This is a genomic window from Clostridium sp. CM038, from assembly GCF_055081105.1.
The window spans coordinates 161564-177429 of record NZ_CM143651.1; the positions used below are offsets into that span (position 1 = coordinate 161564).

Below are 15866 nucleotides of genomic sequence, written 5' to 3' on the forward strand. Positions count from 1 at the left end.
TTTCTTATTGAGCAGGGGATTCGCGATTGTATATATCTGCATAGACTTTGAGAGTGCATTGTGCAGTGTTCTGCCATGAAAATTTTTTAGATCTTATTAATGCTTTAGAACTTAATTCTGATCTTAGAGCTTCATTACTTAATAAGTTACCTATGGCGAGAGACATCTCTGAGATATCATATGGATTTATTAAAATCCCACCGTCACCCACTACCTCGGGAATAGAAGTAAGGTTAGATGCTATTACAGGAGTGCCGCAATTCATTGCCTCTAAAGGGGGGAGTCCAAAGCCCTCATAAAAAGATGGATAGATGAAAGTATCACAGCAATTATAGAAAAGTGGTAAATGATCTTCAGGTACAAAACCGATAAAAATAACATGCGAGCCTATTTTCAATTCATTCGCAAGTTTTATGAGTTTTTGACCGGAATCTTTATAGCCACCTACAATAACTAAATTATACTTTTTATTTAAATCTTTATATATTTTAGAAAAAGCAATTATGACAGAAGCCACATTCTTTCTTTCACTAAATCCTCCTAGGTAGAGTATAAAGGGATCTGTTAAATTATATACAGCTTTTAGGAAATTCCTACAGTGGACCTTATCTAAAGGAACATATTTTTTATCTGCAGCTAAAGGAGTTACAAAAATCTTACTTTCGTCTACTGGGAAAAATTTTAAAATATCGCGTTTAGAGAATTCGGATACAGTTATTATCCCATCAGAGCCTCCTATAATCATTGGCATCTCTTTTAAAAATTTCAGCAAATAGCCTCGGCCTACTGTTTCGGGCATAACATATGGAATTAAATCATGTATCGTGACTACTTTCTTGCAAGTTATTTCCTGAGAAAAACCTATACCATTTTGGGGCATATGATATATGTCTATGTTTTCTTTTGAAATGTTTTCTGGAAAATAGTAATCTTCAAAAAATCTTTGATGCTTTTTAGAGGTCATTACTATTTTGCAGTTTTCTTTTTTTATAATTTCATAATTGTTGCCTGACCAAAAAACATGGTAATTATTTACATTATCTATGTTAATTAAATTTTTAAACACATTTTCGGTATAAGTTCCTATACCTGTTCCACTATAGAAATTGATGCCTCTAGCATCAATTGCAATCTTCATAGGTTTCACTCCTTAAAATTATTATAAAAACCCTATATTTATAATTATAAATTTCATTTGAAAGACAATATATATTAATATATTGTTTTTACTTAAAAAGTGTGCTAATTATAAAAATATAATTAAGCACAAATTATTGAGAAAGTTCATATACTGCAATAGAACAATATTGCGGAGGCATGCATTTGGAAATCCAGGAAGTAAAGGAGACGGTACAAGATAATTATTCTCTTTGTATTAATGATATAGTGAAAATAAAAAATGTTTACAGGATAGAAACTGAGAATGACATGTATTGTTTGAAAATCATTAATTATGACTTTAAGCATTTTTTATTTATTATTGGTGCAATAAAACATCTGCAGGGCAATGGTTTTGAAAATATACCGGAAATTATTGAGACTATCGATAACAAGGAGTATATAGCCATTGAGAATAAATACGCTTATTTAACACCTTGGCTAAAAGCAAGGGAATGTAATTATGATAATCCAGTGGAAATAAAATTATGTACTTCAAAGCTTGCAGAGCTCCATAAAAAAAGTTTGAATTTTAAAGTTACGCCGGACATGTCGCCCAGAATAGGATGGCTTAAATGGATAGAAACTTTTAAAACTAGAGAAAGAGAAATATTGGATTTTAAAAGAAGAATAGGTGAAAAAGAATGCATTACGGAATTCGATAGCGATTATTTAAGAATAATGGGGGAAGAGCTCGCACGGAGTAATAGATCAATAGAAAATTTATGCAAGAGTGAATATGTAAGTAAGATGAAAGGAGAAATTAAACATAGGGGATTCTGCCATCACGATTATGCTCATCATAATGTATTATTAGATAAAAGTGGTGGCGTGAATGTTATTGATTTTGATTATTGTATTCTAGACACTCATTTACATGATTTAAGTAGCCTTCTAATACGAAGAATGAAGAATGGCAAATGGAGTCCTGAAAATGCGCTTTTTATAATGGAAGCGTATGATGATGCATTTTCGATATATAAAAGTGATATAGAAGTAATGGCAGCATTTATGGAATTTCCTCAGGAATATTGGCAAATAGGAATTCAATATTATTGGGAAAAAAAGGATTGGGGAGAGGAGTTTTTCTTAAGGAAACTTGAAAAAATGCGTGAGGATAGAGTGGATAAGCAAATTTTTATTGAGAAATTCATAAAAATAAAATATGGGAGGTAGTATTGTGGGGAAAAATAAAAAGGATGGGTGCATTGATGAGCTTGAAATTGACGTAATTGATCCGCAGGAATCCACTGTAGAGGAATATGACATAAGGCTCGAGAATATGGAAGAGGAAGTTAAAAAACTGAAAAAAATAAGAAAAAGGAAAAAGAAAATTAGTGAGCTTGAATTGCAGCAAAGAGAGATATTAAAGAAAATGGACAAAAATTATAAAAAGACCAGATAGTACTTGGCTATTGTATAGCACTTGGCTATTATATATCAATTGACTAATAGATTTAAATTGAGGTGGTGCGAGTGGCGATAAGCATCTATAATGAATTTTCAGATTATATGATGTTTAAAGGTATTAAAAATGTAGGTGAAATTGAATCTAAGAACATAGACGTAACTGAAGAAGCAATAATAGAACAATTTCGTGCTATTTATGCTTTGCATGAAAAATCTCTTGGATTTAATGGGTACCTAAGGAATAAGTTAAATAACAATACAGGGAAAATCATAGAGGATTATAAAATTTCTATTAAAAAGTTGGCCGGAGACATAAATAATATTATAAAATATGAACCGAAAAATTCATTTGAACAATTAATTGTTAAATATGGAAAGGAAGTTATAGATAGAGGGGAACAGTGTATAAGAGAAGTATACCAATCAGATTATTTAGGGATTATAACAAGAAGCATGAGGCGTTGCGAAATATGCTTAGGAAATACAGATTTTAAAAATATTAGAAAAAATAATTTTATTGAAGTGGTTAGTTTTAAAGACTGTAGTTACAATATGGTGGAAATGGATTGTTTCCTTTTGCTTAGTAAGTTAAAAAGAAAAGGAGTGAAACTTGATTTTCATAATCTTACTCAAGAGTTCTGCTACATTGAAGGGCTAGACACAAGAAGTTCAAAATTTTTAATAGCTTTAATTTCTTACCCTCATGAATTCATGAGATGTTGTAATAAGCATCGGGCAGGTAAAAAGAATTGGAATGAAGAAAGGTTTTCTGAGAAACTTATAAAAGCTTTGATTCAAGATGGGGATTCATTAATTTAAGTTATTAATGCAATGATAAAAGAGGTGAGAACATGTTAGATGTTAGATTTAAAGATAAGGCTTATTTAAGTAAATATGATTTAGATGTAGATTTATTTAGCGAGTTCGATCTAGTAGTTGATGATGTTATTCCGGTAAGAAAAGTATTCATACTTAATACGGATAAAGGTGATAAGGTTTTAAAAAAAGTAAACTATAGCATTTCCCAACTTGAATTCATTAATTATGCGATTGAGTATATTAGAAATAATAATTTTAATAGGATCATTGAATTCGAAAAGACAAAATCCAAACTCATATATGTCCCTTGGAAAAATGATATATATTGTATTATGAATTTAGTAGAAGGGAGAGAGTGCGAGTATAGTAACCCAGTGGATGTAATGCTCGCGTCTAGGGCAATAGCTGAGCTTCATAAGGCATCGGAAGGGCTTGTATATGAAGGTCCATTTGAAAGGTTACTCGCAAAAAATGAGCAACGGTACTTATGTGGTAGAATAATACAAAATTTTAAAAAAAAATTAAATGATCTTATGTTCTTTAAAAGCATAGCAACTCGAAATGAAAATAAAAATGAATTTGATTATATATTTCTAGAACATGAGGAATATTATGAGAAAAATATAATGCAAAGCATAGTTATTCTAAGCGAATCAGATTATTACAATTTATGCAAGGAAAAAGAGAAAATTGTATTTTGCCATCATGATTTAGCTCACCATAATATATTGATTAATAGGGAAGATGTATATTTCTTAGATTTTGATTATGCAGTTATAGACTTAAAGGTGCATGATATTTGTAACTTTACAAATAAAGCCATCAAAAATTCTGCTTATGATATAGAAAAGGCCAATGGTATTTTAAGCGAATATATTAAAGTATTACCATTAGATAATCGGGAATTAAAGGTATTGTATGGCATGCTTAGCTTTCCAGAGGACTTTTACAGTATAGCTAGAGATTATTATACAAGGAAAAAACAGTGGAGTGAAGAGGTGTTTTTAAGCAGATTAAAGAAGAAAGTGGAAGGCAGAGAAGACAGAGAAGGGTTTTTAGAGGCCTTTAAGAATCATTATAATTGTTAGTTTAAAAGCCCTACATAGTTGTAATTACACTATGTGGGGCTTTTGTTTTGATAATTTGATAATAAGGACATTTATTTAGGTGTCCCTAATATATTTTGATAAGCACTTAGAGTAGTTGCAGCTGTATGTTCCCAAGTTAGGGTGGAGGCTCTTTTTAATCCTCTAGTTATTAGGGATTGTCTTAGGTCATTATCAAGGAGCACATTATACATTTTTTCACTTAAGGAATTAATATCATATGGATTTACAAGTAAAGTTGAGTCCTTAACTATTTCGGGGATAGAGGTGGCGTTAGAGGCGATTACAGGAACGCCACAAGCCATTGCTTCAATTGGAGGTAATCCAAAACCTTCATAAAATGAAGGGTATACAAACAGCTCACAAGCGTTATACATGAAGGGAATATAGGTCATGGATATAAAACCTGGGAAAATTACTTTATCATCAATGTGTAAATCTTGTGCTCTTTTTTTATATATATCATATGATTTACCTTTGCTACCTGCAATGACTAATTTAATATCTTTTTTTAATTTTGGTAAAAGCAGACTAAATGAATTTAGTAATCCGAGAATATTTTTTCTGGGACTAAATCCTCCAATATAAAGAATATAGTCTCCTGTAATAGAGTAATTTTTTTCGATTATAGATTTACTAAGAGCTTTGTCATAAGGTTTATAAATATCTTCACTAGCTAAATAAGTGACATATATTTTTTCTCTTGGGTAGTTAAAAGCTTTAATAATATCTTCCTTTGAATATTCAGACACAGTAATTATTCCATCACATAAGGGAATGATATTGGGCAATTTTTCATTGAAAATTTTTAAATATTGCTCACCAACTGTATCTGGCATTTTATACGGAATAACATCATGTAGCGTAATAACGAAGGGACAGGTTTTCTTTGACGGCAGCCCAATGCCGTTTTGGGGAACGTGATATATGTCCAAAGATTTATCTATTAATTTGTTAGGAATATTCACCTCGTTCCAAAAGTTATTTTGACTATCTTGCTTAATGCTTTCTATATGAAAATTTTCTTTAAAGGGTATGGCAAGCTTACAGTCGTCTGGCACAAAAAGCGAATAATCATTAAAATTGTCTATTTTATTTAAAGAATTAATTAGCTGGTAAGAATAAGTTCCTATACCAGTTCCTCTATACCATTTTGCAGCTCTAGCATCAATTCCAATTTTCATTTTAAGACTCCTTAAATACTGATTTAATAGATGGATATATTTTATTATATTAAGCGAAAGCATAAATGTTGTTAAAACATACAATAATTTATTCTAAAATGAAATATTAGTAATATAAATTATAGGGGGGGTGAGTAACATGATGAGGGAATTTGAAATTGAAAGACAATATGGTATTAAGATAGAAAGTATACGTCCCAATAAGGGAGTGTATTTTTTAAAGACGGATGACGGAGCTAAGTGTCTAAAGAAAATCAGTTACGGGACACAAAAACTTTTGTTTGTATATGGAGCCAAAGAGCATCTTGCAAAAAATGGATTTGACAAGGTTGATAGATATTTTTTAAATACTGAAGGAAATCCTTATGCATTAGTTAATGAAGATATTTATACACTATCAACCTGGATAGATGGTCGCGAATGTGATTTTCACAATGAGGAGGATTTAGTTGAGGCCGCAAAAGAATTAGCTTATATGCATATTGCATCCAAAGGATATGATCCACCAGAAAATAGTAAGTTAAAAACGGATCTTGGAAGATGGCCACATCTGATGGAAAAACGAATAAAGTCCTTTGATAAAATGCAAGGTATGATTAGAAAAAAGAAGAATTTTAAAACAGATTTTGATATGAATTATATCAGGAGTGTTGATGATCAAAAAGAATTAGCCAAAAGAGCTATGGCAATACTCGATGACTCTAGGTACTTCGACATATGTAGGCAAACAGAAGAAGAAAAAGGATTTTGCCACCATGATTATACTTATCATAATATTATTATTGATAAAAATAATGATGTTAATATAATTGATTTTGATTACTGCAAAAGAGAAGTAAAAGCATACGATTTATCTAATTTTTTGATCAAGATGCTTAAAAAGCAGGATTGGGACATAAAATATGCTGAAATAGTATTAGAGGCGTATAGCAGTGTAAATCCTCTGTTAGAAGAAGAGTACAGACTCATATATGCATTTTTAGTATTTCCGCAACGATATTGGAGGCTTTGTAATAGGTACTATTATAATGAAGTTACCTGGATTCAAAATACTTTTAACAAGAAGATGGAGGAGTTAATTTCTGAAAAAGAAAAGTATATGGCATTTATTGAAGAATATAAAAAAGTCTTCAATCAGAGGTAGAATAAACCATGGTATTTATTAAAGTTATGTAAATATAATGTTTACATAACTTTTTTTGATTTCACCTATTCACTATATTTTCATAATATATATTATGGGTTTAAATATGGAGGTGGTATTGTGAAAATAGGCGACATCGTAGTAAGAAAATCTTATGGCGGAGACATTACATTTAAAATAATAGATATTGTGCCAGGAGATAATGATGAGGTGTATTTACTTAAGGGAATAAATTTAAGAATAGAAGCTGACTCTTTAAGTGAGGATTTAGAATTAGTAGAAGAAGATGCCATTTATGAAATTGATAAGGTTTTTAATAAAAAGGTAAATGCATCTATTAAAAGAGTATTAATGAATAGAATTAAAGGGAGCAGGGGAGACAGAGGATCGGCTATAGATTTCAAAGGGAAAATTAAAGATTTGCAGTTAAAACAAGAAAAATACAAAGAGTACAAAAATAAAGATATGGTTTTTGGAAGACCCGGAAAAATACTGCACGTTGATGGTGATGCAGAATATTTAGAAGTGTGCTTAAAAACTTATAAGCAGTTATCATTAAATGCTGTAGGGATGATAATATCAGAAAAAAATCAACCAAATGAAATAGTGAATTTAGTAAAAGAAGTTAAGCCGGATATAGTAGTAATAACAGGACATGATGGTATGGTAAAAGGAATAAATGATTATATGAATTTAAATAACTACAGAAATTCAAAGTACTTTGTAGAGGCGGTTATGGCTCTTAGATCTTATAATAGCAATTATGATGATTTAGTAATATTTGCAGGGGCATGTCAATCCTGTTATGAGGCAATTTTAGATGCTGGTGCTAATTTTGCTAGCTCTCCAAATCGCGTCTTAATCCATTGTTTAGACCCCGTGTTAGTTTCTGAGAAGATTGCTTATACAAATATAGAAAATGTTGTAGCCATAGAAGATGTTATACAGAACACTATAACAGGATTAGATGGGATAGGTGGATTACAAACTAGAGGAAAGTATAGAGAGGGGTTTCCTAAGTCTAAGTATATATAGGCGCGTAGGTTATCTTTAAAAAATTTACTAGAATGCTGGTTATTTTATTTTGAGTAGTTAAACAAACTATCATAGATTGTATTAAAAATGGTATGTAAGTATACTACATTAGTGATTTATAAGGTAAATGCTCATAAAATAGATAATAATTAATTATGCGACGAATAATCGATGAAAATGAATTTTGTTAACATAAAATCAACATTGACAAAATTGTTAAAGTAGTGATAAAATATAAAGCTTACTTGACAAAGAAGAATATATGATATATAATGTAAAGTGTGGAAAGAGGGTGTTTGCTTTGGAAAAAATAAATGTACTGACTTCAATAAAAGATGAAATTGAAAGTCATGTTGGCGAAAGAGTAACATTAAAAGCTAATGGTGGAAGAAGAAAGATTCTTGTGGATAATGGAGTTATTGAAAAGACTTATCCAAATATTTTTGTTATTAGATTAGAAAAAGACACCCACAGGACAGTGACGTATAGTTATTCAGATGTTTTGACAAAAACAGTTCAAATAGTTTTTGCAGGATAAAACGATACTGTATCATAGTATCGTTTTTTATATTTATAAATAGAGAATAGGCATATGAAAACAAATAACAAGTAAAATATACTAGCTTGTTATTTGTTTTCATGTGACTGATATAAGATTAACAGAGCATATATTAAAGGGAATGCATTGGGTTATTAATAACTGTGTATTCCCTTTATTATATGGTTTTTTATTATGTTTAAAATGTATTACCGATTTTGAGCATTAATAGTAATATATACTTTTTTCTTTTTTATTAGAGAATTATGTTGAATTTTGCAATACGAATAAAAGTATTAAATATCATATTTAAGTGTCTATTTCTATATATATTAATAGTAGGTATTTTAGGAGGGTAACAACCTATAAGTGGTACCCCAATAGAAATACGAGGAGGCATAATGTGGAAATAAATTTGAAAAGAGAAAACATAGAGTATGAACAATTGTTAGGAGAAAATACTGTTGATACAGTAGTGAAAGAAGAATATGTAATACCGGATACTCATCCTGATGTTAAGGAAATTCTTATGTTAGATGTTAAAGCCTTAATAAATTCTAAAGAAATAATTCAAGATAAGGTATATTTAGAAGGCGAAATTCAATATAATGTACTTTATATTACAAAAGGTCAAGAACGTACTGATGTGGAGAACGTTGTATATAGTTCAAAGTTCTCAAATACAATAGATATAATGGGCGCGATGCCTGAAATGCTTTGTGATGCTGAATGTTTTGTAGAACATATGGAGTGTAGAATAGTTAATGAGAGGAAAATATGTCTAGAGGGTATTTTAAAATCAAAATCTGAGGTATATAAAAATTTCAATTTCCAAATAGTTAAGGATATTGAAGCAGTTAAGGATATTCAATATTTAAAAAATCCTACGAGTATAGATAAAGTCATAAGGAATTTTAATGGTGAGCTTATTGGAAAGGCTAATATAAAAGTTCCAATGGAGAATCCAGAAATTGCTAAAATTATAAAGTGTGATGTTAATATTCATAAGAAAGAAGTGAAATTGTACGAAGGAAAAATTCAAATAAATGCTTATGCAGTTATTAATATGATATATAAGGGCAAAGATAGCAGGGAATTAATTTATATTGGGCATGAGGTTATGCTAAATAAAGAGTTAGATTTTCAAGATGTGAATCCTTACATGGATCAGTATACAGACTTTAAGGTAGATGCTATGGAATATGATATTAAGGAAGATGATTTGGGAGAAAAAAGAATTATTGATGTAGAGTTTTTGATAAAAACTAATACGAGAGGCATGCACAAAGAGGAAGTGGATATGATTGAAGATGTATATTCACCGACTACAAAGCTTGAGATGGATAAAAAGGATTATGGACTTAATGTAATGCAAGGACAATTATTAACGGAGACCTTAGTTAAAGGAGATATAGAACTAGATAGCAGCAAGGGTAAGCCTAGCAAGGTCATTATGTGTAATGCCACCGTTTGTGTAACAGATAAAAAGGTGATTGAGGATAAGGTTATAATTGATGGCATAATGAATGTAACTATATTATATAGAAGTGATGATGAAGAAAAATATCTTTCCGCTGTGACTGATGAGATCCCTTTCAGCTGTGGGGCGGATATATTAGGTGCTAAGATAAATATGAGCAGCATGTGTAAAGTTTCACTCGAAAATATAAATGTAGATATTGAGGCAGCGAATATGGCTGTTAGAGCTGTGGTTAAAGTATATGTAAGAGTAAATTATATGGTACAGAAAAAATTTTTAGTTGATGTTTATCCAATAGAAGGGGAGGCGCCTAAGAAAAAAGCTAGTGTTACTATTTATGTAGTTCAATCATCAGACACCTTGTGGAAAATAGCTAAAAAATATAATACAACAATGCAAGAAATTGCAAGAGTGAATCAAATAGAAGACCCTAATATTATAAAAGTTTCACAAAAACTTATAATACCAGGTAGAATAATCATATAAAAAATAATATGGCTGACTGAAAATTGATTGTATAAATTAGTTTTCAAGTAGCCCTAACCCCTATGTGGTATAAATAACACATAGGGGTTTTATTATGTTTGGCATAGCATTTTTTAAATTATAGGTAGCAATATTAAATTTGTTGTAATATACTGATTTTATTAACAATGTTTCACAAGAAATGATTCATCTTATATAAACCTTGGAATCCCTTAAGGGGGGGGCTGAACAATTATTAATTGAATTGCTTTTGTGAATTATCAATAAAGAGTTGGAGGAAAATCATGTTAGTAAAAGCTTATGGAAAAATAAACATATCTTTAGATATAGTAGGTAAAAGAGAAGATGGATATCATTTACTGAAAATGGTTATGCAAAATGTAGATCTATATGATTCTATGTCCTTTCAAAAATGTAACAAAGGTATTAATATAAGCTGCAATAAGCCGTACATACCTACAGATGATAAGAATTTAGTATATAAGGCTGCAAAACTTTTTATGGACACTTATGATATTAGCGAAGGTATAAATATATATCTTAAGAAAAATATTCCTGTAGCAGCAGGTATGGCAGGTGGGAGTGCGGATGCAGCAGCTGTTTTTAAAACATTGAATCAAGTATTCAAAATAGATGTAGATGACAATGAACTTATGAAGTTAGGTGTCCAAATAGGTGCAGATGTCCCTTATTGTATAACAGGGGGGACTGCCTTGTGTGAAGGTATAGGAGAAATTATTACCCCGCTCGCGCCTTTTAAAAATTATATTTTAGTATTGGTTAAGCCAAATTTTGGAGTATCTACTAGGGAGGTTTTTAAAAACTTAGATATTAGTAAAATTTTTAAGCATCCAGATACAAATGCATTAATAAAAGCTATGGAACAAGAAAAATTAGCAGATGTATGCAGTAGTATGAAAAATTTACTTGAAAATGTTACACTAAGAAAATATCCAGTTCTCAAAAGAATAAAAGAAGATATGGTTAAAATGGGTGCAATGGGTTCAATGATGAGCGGAAGCGGACCGACGATATTTGCTTTTTTTGATGACATGTTAAAAGCCCAGAGATGCTATGATAAATTTAAAATTCAATATAAAGAAGTATATATAACAAGGACGATATAAATATAATTTTATAGTGAAATATAAGAACGCGTAAAAACCCTTTGTGGTTTTTGCGCGTTTTTATATTTATATAAGTGAATATTTTCTACCGGTGTCGTAAAAGCTAGTTAAAACAAAGTAGGGTTAAGTTGCTTAATCATAAAGTTTATATTGTTTTGATAATTATACTAAAATAGGGAGTAAAGGTATGAGAGTTTTAGAGTTGTTTGATATCTATTTTCTTACAATGATGGTAGTTCAAGGCGCCGTTGTACTTGCCGTGGATGTGAGAAACTTTAAGAAATCTGGAATGGGAATTATCAGTAAAAAAGCGCGTGTCTTAGGATGGCTTGCAATTATTACAGCTATCGTTCTATTTACACTGAGGTGGATATTTTAACGACATTTCAGAAGGAAAGTTTCCCGCTTCTATAAATGGGAGTTATATGTCCTAGTAAATAGAAAACTTCAGTAGAGGTATAAATCTCCTGCTGAAGTCGTTAATGCATTTTCTACGAATATGTTGCAGCGACCCAGGAGATGAGTTAAGGCTATAGTCGATCAATACATATAAGGAAGTGAAGGATATGAAAGAGAGCATTAATGATAAAATTGAACTTGATGCAGGAAAAAATATAGAGTACTTAAAAGAACTTTTACAAGATAATTCGGATGTTATTTTTAGAATTTTTAATGTGGGAGAGTGGAAAGCCGCATTAGTTTACATTGATGGAATGGCAAATAACCAGCTACTCAATCATTATGTATTAGAGCCATTAATGTTATGGTCAAAGGGGATAGAGAATGTAGAGGAAATAAAAGACACTGTACTTGCAGTGACTGATATGCGGGAAGTGAAAAAATTAAGTGAAGGAGTTAATGCTGCCCTTTCTGGGGACACATTAATGTTTATAGATGAACTAAATTGCGCATATGTTATTGCTACCCGAGATTGGCCTGCTAGAGGGGTAGGTGATCCATCTGGTGAAACGGTAATTAGAGGAGCGAGAGAAGGATTTACAGAAACTATAAGATTCAATACGGCATTAATTAGAAGGCGAATTAGAGATACAAAGCTAAGAATTAAACCTAAAGATATAGGAACTAGATCGAAAACCGATGTGGCTATTATGTATATTGACGATATAGTAAATAAAGAAGTACTTCAAGAACTTGAGGATAGAATAGAAAGAATAAACATCGATGCAGTTTTTGATAGTGCTTACATCGAGCAGCTAATAGAGGATAATAAATATTCTCCATTTCCTCAAATACAAAGTACAGAGAGACCAGACGTAGTAGCAGCAGCTTTATATGAAGGTAGAGTAGCATTGGTTGTAGATAATTCTCCTTTTGCAATTGTTGTTCCAGCTACATTACCTAATTTATTTCAATCCCCAGATGATTATTATCAAAGGTGGATGCATAGTTCTATGGTTAGAGTTATTAGAATGCTTTCTATATTTATTTCTCTTACTGCACCAGCACTTTATGTAGCAATTACCTCTTTTCATACAGCTATAATACCTACTAAATTAGCTTATGCTATAGCAGCTTCTAGGGAAGGAGTGCCATTTCCTGCATTTGTAGAGGCTATAATTATGGAATTATTCTTAGCGCTTCTTATGGAAGCTGTGGTTAGATTACCGAGGCCCATTGGAGCTACTATTGGAATAGTAGGAGGACTTGTTATAGGGCAATCTGCAGTGAGTGCGGGAATAGTTAGTCCAATTATGACAATTATTGTGGCAATTACAGCTATTACTACATTTGTAACTCCTAATTATGAAGTTACTACAGCTTTTAGACTTGTCAGGTTTCTGCTTATTATTGCGGCGGCAATTGTAGGATTTTATGGAATAATGATTGGGCTCATTATACTTCTAATTCACCTAGTTAGGATGAAAAGTTTTGGAATACCTTATTTAGCGCCAGCGGTGGATATTAACATTAAGGATTTAAAAGACATGTATATTAGAGCGCCAATATCTTCTCTAAAAGAGAGGCCTAAATATATGAAAACGGGAGATAAGATAAGACAAAAATAATTTGTACATCTTTTATGTGGAGGCTAAAGGGATATTATGAGAGATAAAAAGATAATTGGAGACTTTGGGTTGTTTACTACTGTAGTGGTAGCTATAGTAGGCGTAGGGATATTTTCCAGCCCAAGAGAAGTCATAGATAAAGTAGGTAGTGACGCGTGGATAGTTACTTTAGCCGGCGGAATAGTTGTTTTTTTATTACTGTATCTTATGTACATGGTTATGGATAAAAACGATTTTGAAGAACTTACAAATATATTGCAGAATAATTTTGGAAAGCTTCTTGGAGGCATATTTGGGATTACATTTGCAATTTATAGTATATTTATTGCTTCTCTTGGAATGAGGGAGTTTGCTGAAGTAATTAAATTACATTTATTAAGGCGAACTCCTACAGAATTTATTTTGATGATTACTATTTTAACAGGAACTTACTTAGTTAGAGGTGAAATATGTGATTTAGTTAAGTTTAATGAAATTGTATTTTGGATTATGTTTATTCCCGCTTTTACAGTTTTCATACTTATCGCAATAAATGCAGATTTTACAAATTTATTACCAGTACTTAATAATAAGCCGTCCGATTACTTTAGGGCTTCTAGGTATATTTTATTCTGTTTTGGTGGGATTGAAATAGCCTACCTTATTCTCCCTTATGTTAAGAATAAGAGCAATTCACCCCGTGTGTTAAAAAAGAGTATTATGTTTGTAACAATCTTTTATCTAATTGTAATGATACTTGTTTTAGCGGTGTTCTCTAAATCGCAGAGTAGAATTTTATTATGGCCAACTATTTCCATGATAAGATCATTATATATACCAGGTTCATTTATAGAACGGTGGGAAGGAATAGTAATGGCGTTCTGGATATTTTTTTATTTCGCCACCTTTGTTAATGCTTATTTCTTTTCGGGGGAGATTGTAAAAAATGTATTTAAATTGAAAGATATTAAACTATCTTCACTTTTAATTATGCCTATTATTTATGTCGTAGCACTATATCCACAAAATATAGCAGAACTTTATGCTTTGCAATTTAAAACGACACCAGTTATATTAACGGCGATATTTCTTTTTCTACTCTTGCCGATACTCATCTTATTGGTAGGTAAATGTAAAAGTAAGGGTAAAGGGGGGCGGAAAAGTGCGGATGAAATTTAAGAAGGTTTTACCGGTTATCTTAAGCTGTATGTTGCTTAGCGGATGCTGGGATAAAGTAGAAATAGATAGGCTTAATTTCATATCTACTATAGCTGTTGACGCAGGGGAAGATATTGATAAAGAAAAGGAATTAAAAAGTATTAATCCGGAAGAACCATTTGCTGAGGCGAAGATTAAAAAAATTGATGTAACTTATGGATTTCCAGACATGAGTGTGATAGGGGGGGATAAAGGTGGGAGTCCACAGGAAAAATACATTAATACGCAGGCATCCTCTATGGAGGATGCTGCGTCAGAAGCCATAGCTAAAAGTAGTAGAGAGATATATATGGGGCATGCTAAGTTACTTATATTAAGCGATGATGTATTAAAATATAAAGATACTGTCAAAGAGATTGTGGATTATATGCAACGAAATCCTAGCATAAATAGAATGCTTCAGGTAGTTGTTTCGGAAGGCATAGCTGAAGACTATATAAAATTTAAACCTATGACAGAAAATAGCACCCAATATTATATTTCTGGACTTATGGATAACAGCAAGAGAAATTCTAGAATTATGAGCATAAATTTAAATGAATTTCTTATTCTTTTAAGCGAAAATGGAAGTGCGTTACTACCTAGAATAACTTTAGATAAGGGGAAAAAAGAATTGATTTTAACTGGTGCTGCTATAATTAAAGATTATGAATTAAAAGGATATTTTACGCCAATCGAGCTGATGGATATCCAATTGTTAAGTGGGAAGTTTAAAGCTGGTAAAAAAGTTATATACATGGAAGGACACCCTGTTGATTATATAATAGACGGATATGAAAGGAAAATGAAAGTTACGCAGGAAGGAGGTAAGTTAGCTATTGATATAGATATAAGCCTTGAGGGTCAGCTGGGTGGCTATTATGTAGGTAAAAGAATACTTGAAAAAGGTGAGTTGCAAAGACTGCAAAATACTTTTAATAAGTCAATTAGTGAAGAATGTGAAAAAAACATGGGAATTGCTATAAAAAAATTTGAGATAGATCCATTTGGAACCCGTGAAAATATTGAAAAATTTAACCCTTCGTTATGGAACAAAATAGAAAAGGATTGGGATGGGAAATATAAAAATGCAACAGTAAATGTGACTGTTAATACTAAAATTCGAAGAATCGGAGCAGTTCAATGAATAAAATTGCATAATATGTTAATACTTTT

The 15866-nt window shown here is 31.2% G+C and carries 15 protein-coding genes; 13 read left to right on the plus strand and 2 right to left on the minus strand.

Annotated elements, in window-relative coordinates:
* Positions 1 to 4 precede the first annotated feature (4 nt).
* Positions 5 to 1138, minus strand: coding sequence for a glycosyltransferase family 4 protein (locus tag ACWJKS_RS00680; protein WP_220286857.1), 1134 nt, complete (start codon positions 1136 to 1138; stop codon positions 5 to 7).
* Positions 1139 to 1323: 185 nt separating this feature from the next.
* Here ACWJKS_RS00680 and ACWJKS_RS00685 point away from each other — a divergent pair, with 185 nt between their 5' ends.
* From ACWJKS_RS00685 to ACWJKS_RS00700, 4 genes are all read left to right on the plus strand, one after another.
* Positions 1324 to 2334 (plus strand): CotS family spore coat protein, encoded by a 1011-nt coding sequence (locus ACWJKS_RS00685; protein WP_216303383.1) that lies wholly within the window; start codon positions 1324 to 1326, stop codon positions 2332 to 2334.
* A gap of 4 nt (positions 2335 to 2338) precedes the next feature.
* Positions 2339 to 2563 (plus strand): hypothetical protein, encoded by a 225-nt coding sequence (locus ACWJKS_RS00690; RefSeq protein WP_216303382.1) that lies wholly within the window; start codon positions 2339 to 2341, stop codon positions 2561 to 2563.
* Between the two features lie 71 nt (positions 2564 to 2634).
* Positions 2635 to 3387, plus strand: a complete 753-nt coding sequence (locus ACWJKS_RS00695) for a protein kinase family protein (RefSeq protein ID WP_216303381.1) — start codon at positions 2635 to 2637, stop codon at positions 3385 to 3387.
* Between the two features lie 32 nt (positions 3388 to 3419).
* Positions 3420 to 4475: a CotS family spore coat protein gene (locus ACWJKS_RS00700; protein WP_462960255.1), complete on the plus strand. Its 1056-nt coding sequence runs from the start codon at positions 3420 to 3422 to the stop codon at positions 4473 to 4475.
* 71 nt (positions 4476 to 4546) lie between these two features.
* Here the strand turns inward: ACWJKS_RS00700 and ACWJKS_RS00705 are convergent, their stop codons facing one another.
* Complete coding sequence (locus ACWJKS_RS00705; RefSeq protein ID WP_216303379.1) at positions 4547 to 5677, minus strand: glycosyltransferase family 4 protein; 1131 nt, start codon at positions 5675 to 5677, stop codon at positions 4547 to 4549.
* Between the two features lie 139 nt (positions 5678 to 5816).
* On the opposite strand from ACWJKS_RS00705, the gene ACWJKS_RS00710 reads away from it, so the two are divergent.
* The 9 genes from ACWJKS_RS00710 to ACWJKS_RS00750 all read left to right on the plus strand — a co-directional run bounded on the left by ACWJKS_RS00710 (position 5817) and on the right by ACWJKS_RS00750 (position 15837).
* Positions 5817 to 6821 carry a CotS family spore coat protein gene (locus ACWJKS_RS00710; RefSeq protein WP_165413253.1) on the plus strand — a complete coding sequence of 335 codons (1005 nt, stop codon included), beginning with the start codon at positions 5817 to 5819 and terminating at the stop codon, positions 6819 to 6821.
* Between the two features lie 120 nt (positions 6822 to 6941).
* Positions 6942 to 7856, plus strand: a complete 915-nt coding sequence (yabG, locus tag ACWJKS_RS00715; RefSeq protein WP_216303378.1) for a sporulation peptidase YabG — start codon at positions 6942 to 6944, stop codon at positions 7854 to 7856.
* Positions 7857 to 8118: 262 nt separating this feature from the next.
* The gene (locus tag ACWJKS_RS00720) at positions 8119 to 8394 is read left to right on the plus strand and encodes a Veg family protein (RefSeq protein WP_369811873.1); all 276 of its coding nucleotides are present in this window, start codon (positions 8119 to 8121) and stop codon (positions 8392 to 8394) included.
* A gap of 403 nt (positions 8395 to 8797) precedes the next feature.
* Positions 8798 to 10360 carry a DUF3794 and LysM peptidoglycan-binding domain-containing protein gene (locus ACWJKS_RS00725; protein ID WP_462960256.1) on the plus strand — a complete coding sequence of 521 codons (1563 nt, stop codon included), beginning with the start codon at positions 8798 to 8800 and terminating at the stop codon, positions 10358 to 10360.
* Between the two features lie 284 nt (positions 10361 to 10644).
* Complete coding sequence (gene ispE / locus ACWJKS_RS00730; RefSeq protein WP_165413250.1) at positions 10645 to 11487, plus strand: 4-(cytidine 5'-diphospho)-2-C-methyl-D-erythritol kinase; 843 nt, start codon at positions 10645 to 10647, stop codon at positions 11485 to 11487.
* 187 nt (positions 11488 to 11674) lie between these two features.
* On the plus strand, positions 11675 to 11866 hold the full coding sequence (locus tag ACWJKS_RS00735; protein ID WP_216303376.1) for a CLC_0170 family protein: 192 nt from the start codon (positions 11675 to 11677) through the stop codon (positions 11864 to 11866).
* Between the two features lie 187 nt (positions 11867 to 12053).
* The gene (locus ACWJKS_RS00740; protein ID WP_462960257.1) at positions 12054 to 13514 is read left to right on the plus strand and encodes a spore germination protein; all 1461 of its coding nucleotides are present in this window, start codon (positions 12054 to 12056) and stop codon (positions 13512 to 13514) included.
* Positions 13515 to 13550: 36 nt separating this feature from the next.
* Positions 13551 to 14672: a GerAB/ArcD/ProY family transporter gene (locus tag ACWJKS_RS00745; RefSeq protein ID WP_220286859.1), complete on the plus strand. Its 1122-nt coding sequence runs from the start codon at positions 13551 to 13553 to the stop codon at positions 14670 to 14672.
* Positions 14662 to 15837: a Ger(x)C family spore germination protein gene (locus tag ACWJKS_RS00750; protein WP_258876438.1), complete on the plus strand. Its 1176-nt coding sequence runs from the start codon at positions 14662 to 14664 to the stop codon at positions 15835 to 15837. The genes ACWJKS_RS00745 and ACWJKS_RS00750 overlap by 11 nt, the downstream gene beginning before the upstream one ends.
* The last annotated feature ends 29 nt before the right edge of the window (positions 15838 to 15866 follow it).

What these genes read in the sequence shown, in the direction of transcription:
- ACWJKS_RS00700 (WP_462960255.1), top strand. Translation starts at nt 3,420, where the DNA reads ATGTTAGATGTTAGATTTAAAGATAAGGCTTATTTAAGTAAATATGAT.
- ACWJKS_RS00745 (WP_220286859.1), top strand. Translation starts at nt 13,551, where the DNA reads ATGAGAGATAAAAAGATAATTGGAGACTTTGGGTTGTTTACTACTGTA.
- ACWJKS_RS00740 (WP_462960257.1), top strand. Translation starts at nt 12,054, where the DNA reads ATGAAAGAGAGCATTAATGATAAAATTGAACTTGATGCAGGAAAAAAT.
- ACWJKS_RS00680 (WP_220286857.1), bottom strand. Translation starts at nt 1,138, where the DNA reads ATGAAGATTGCAATTGATGCTAGAGGCATCAATTTCTATAGTGGAACA.
- ACWJKS_RS00710 (WP_165413253.1), top strand. Translation starts at nt 5,817, where the DNA reads ATGATGAGGGAATTTGAAATTGAAAGACAATATGGTATTAAGATAGAA.
- ACWJKS_RS00735 (WP_216303376.1), top strand. Translation starts at nt 11,675, where the DNA reads ATGAGAGTTTTAGAGTTGTTTGATATCTATTTTCTTACAATGATGGTA.
- ACWJKS_RS00705 (WP_216303379.1), bottom strand. Translation starts at nt 5,677, where the DNA reads ATGAAAATTGGAATTGATGCTAGAGCTGCAAAATGGTATAGAGGAACT.
- ACWJKS_RS00720 (WP_369811873.1), top strand. Translation starts at nt 8,119, where the DNA reads ATGATATATAATGTAAAGTGTGGAAAGAGGGTGTTTGCTTTGGAAAAA.
- ACWJKS_RS00750 (WP_258876438.1), top strand. Translation starts at nt 14,662, where the DNA reads ATGAAATTTAAGAAGGTTTTACCGGTTATCTTAAGCTGTATGTTGCTT.
- ispE (WP_165413250.1), top strand. Translation starts at nt 10,645, where the DNA reads ATGTTAGTAAAAGCTTATGGAAAAATAAACATATCTTTAGATATAGTA.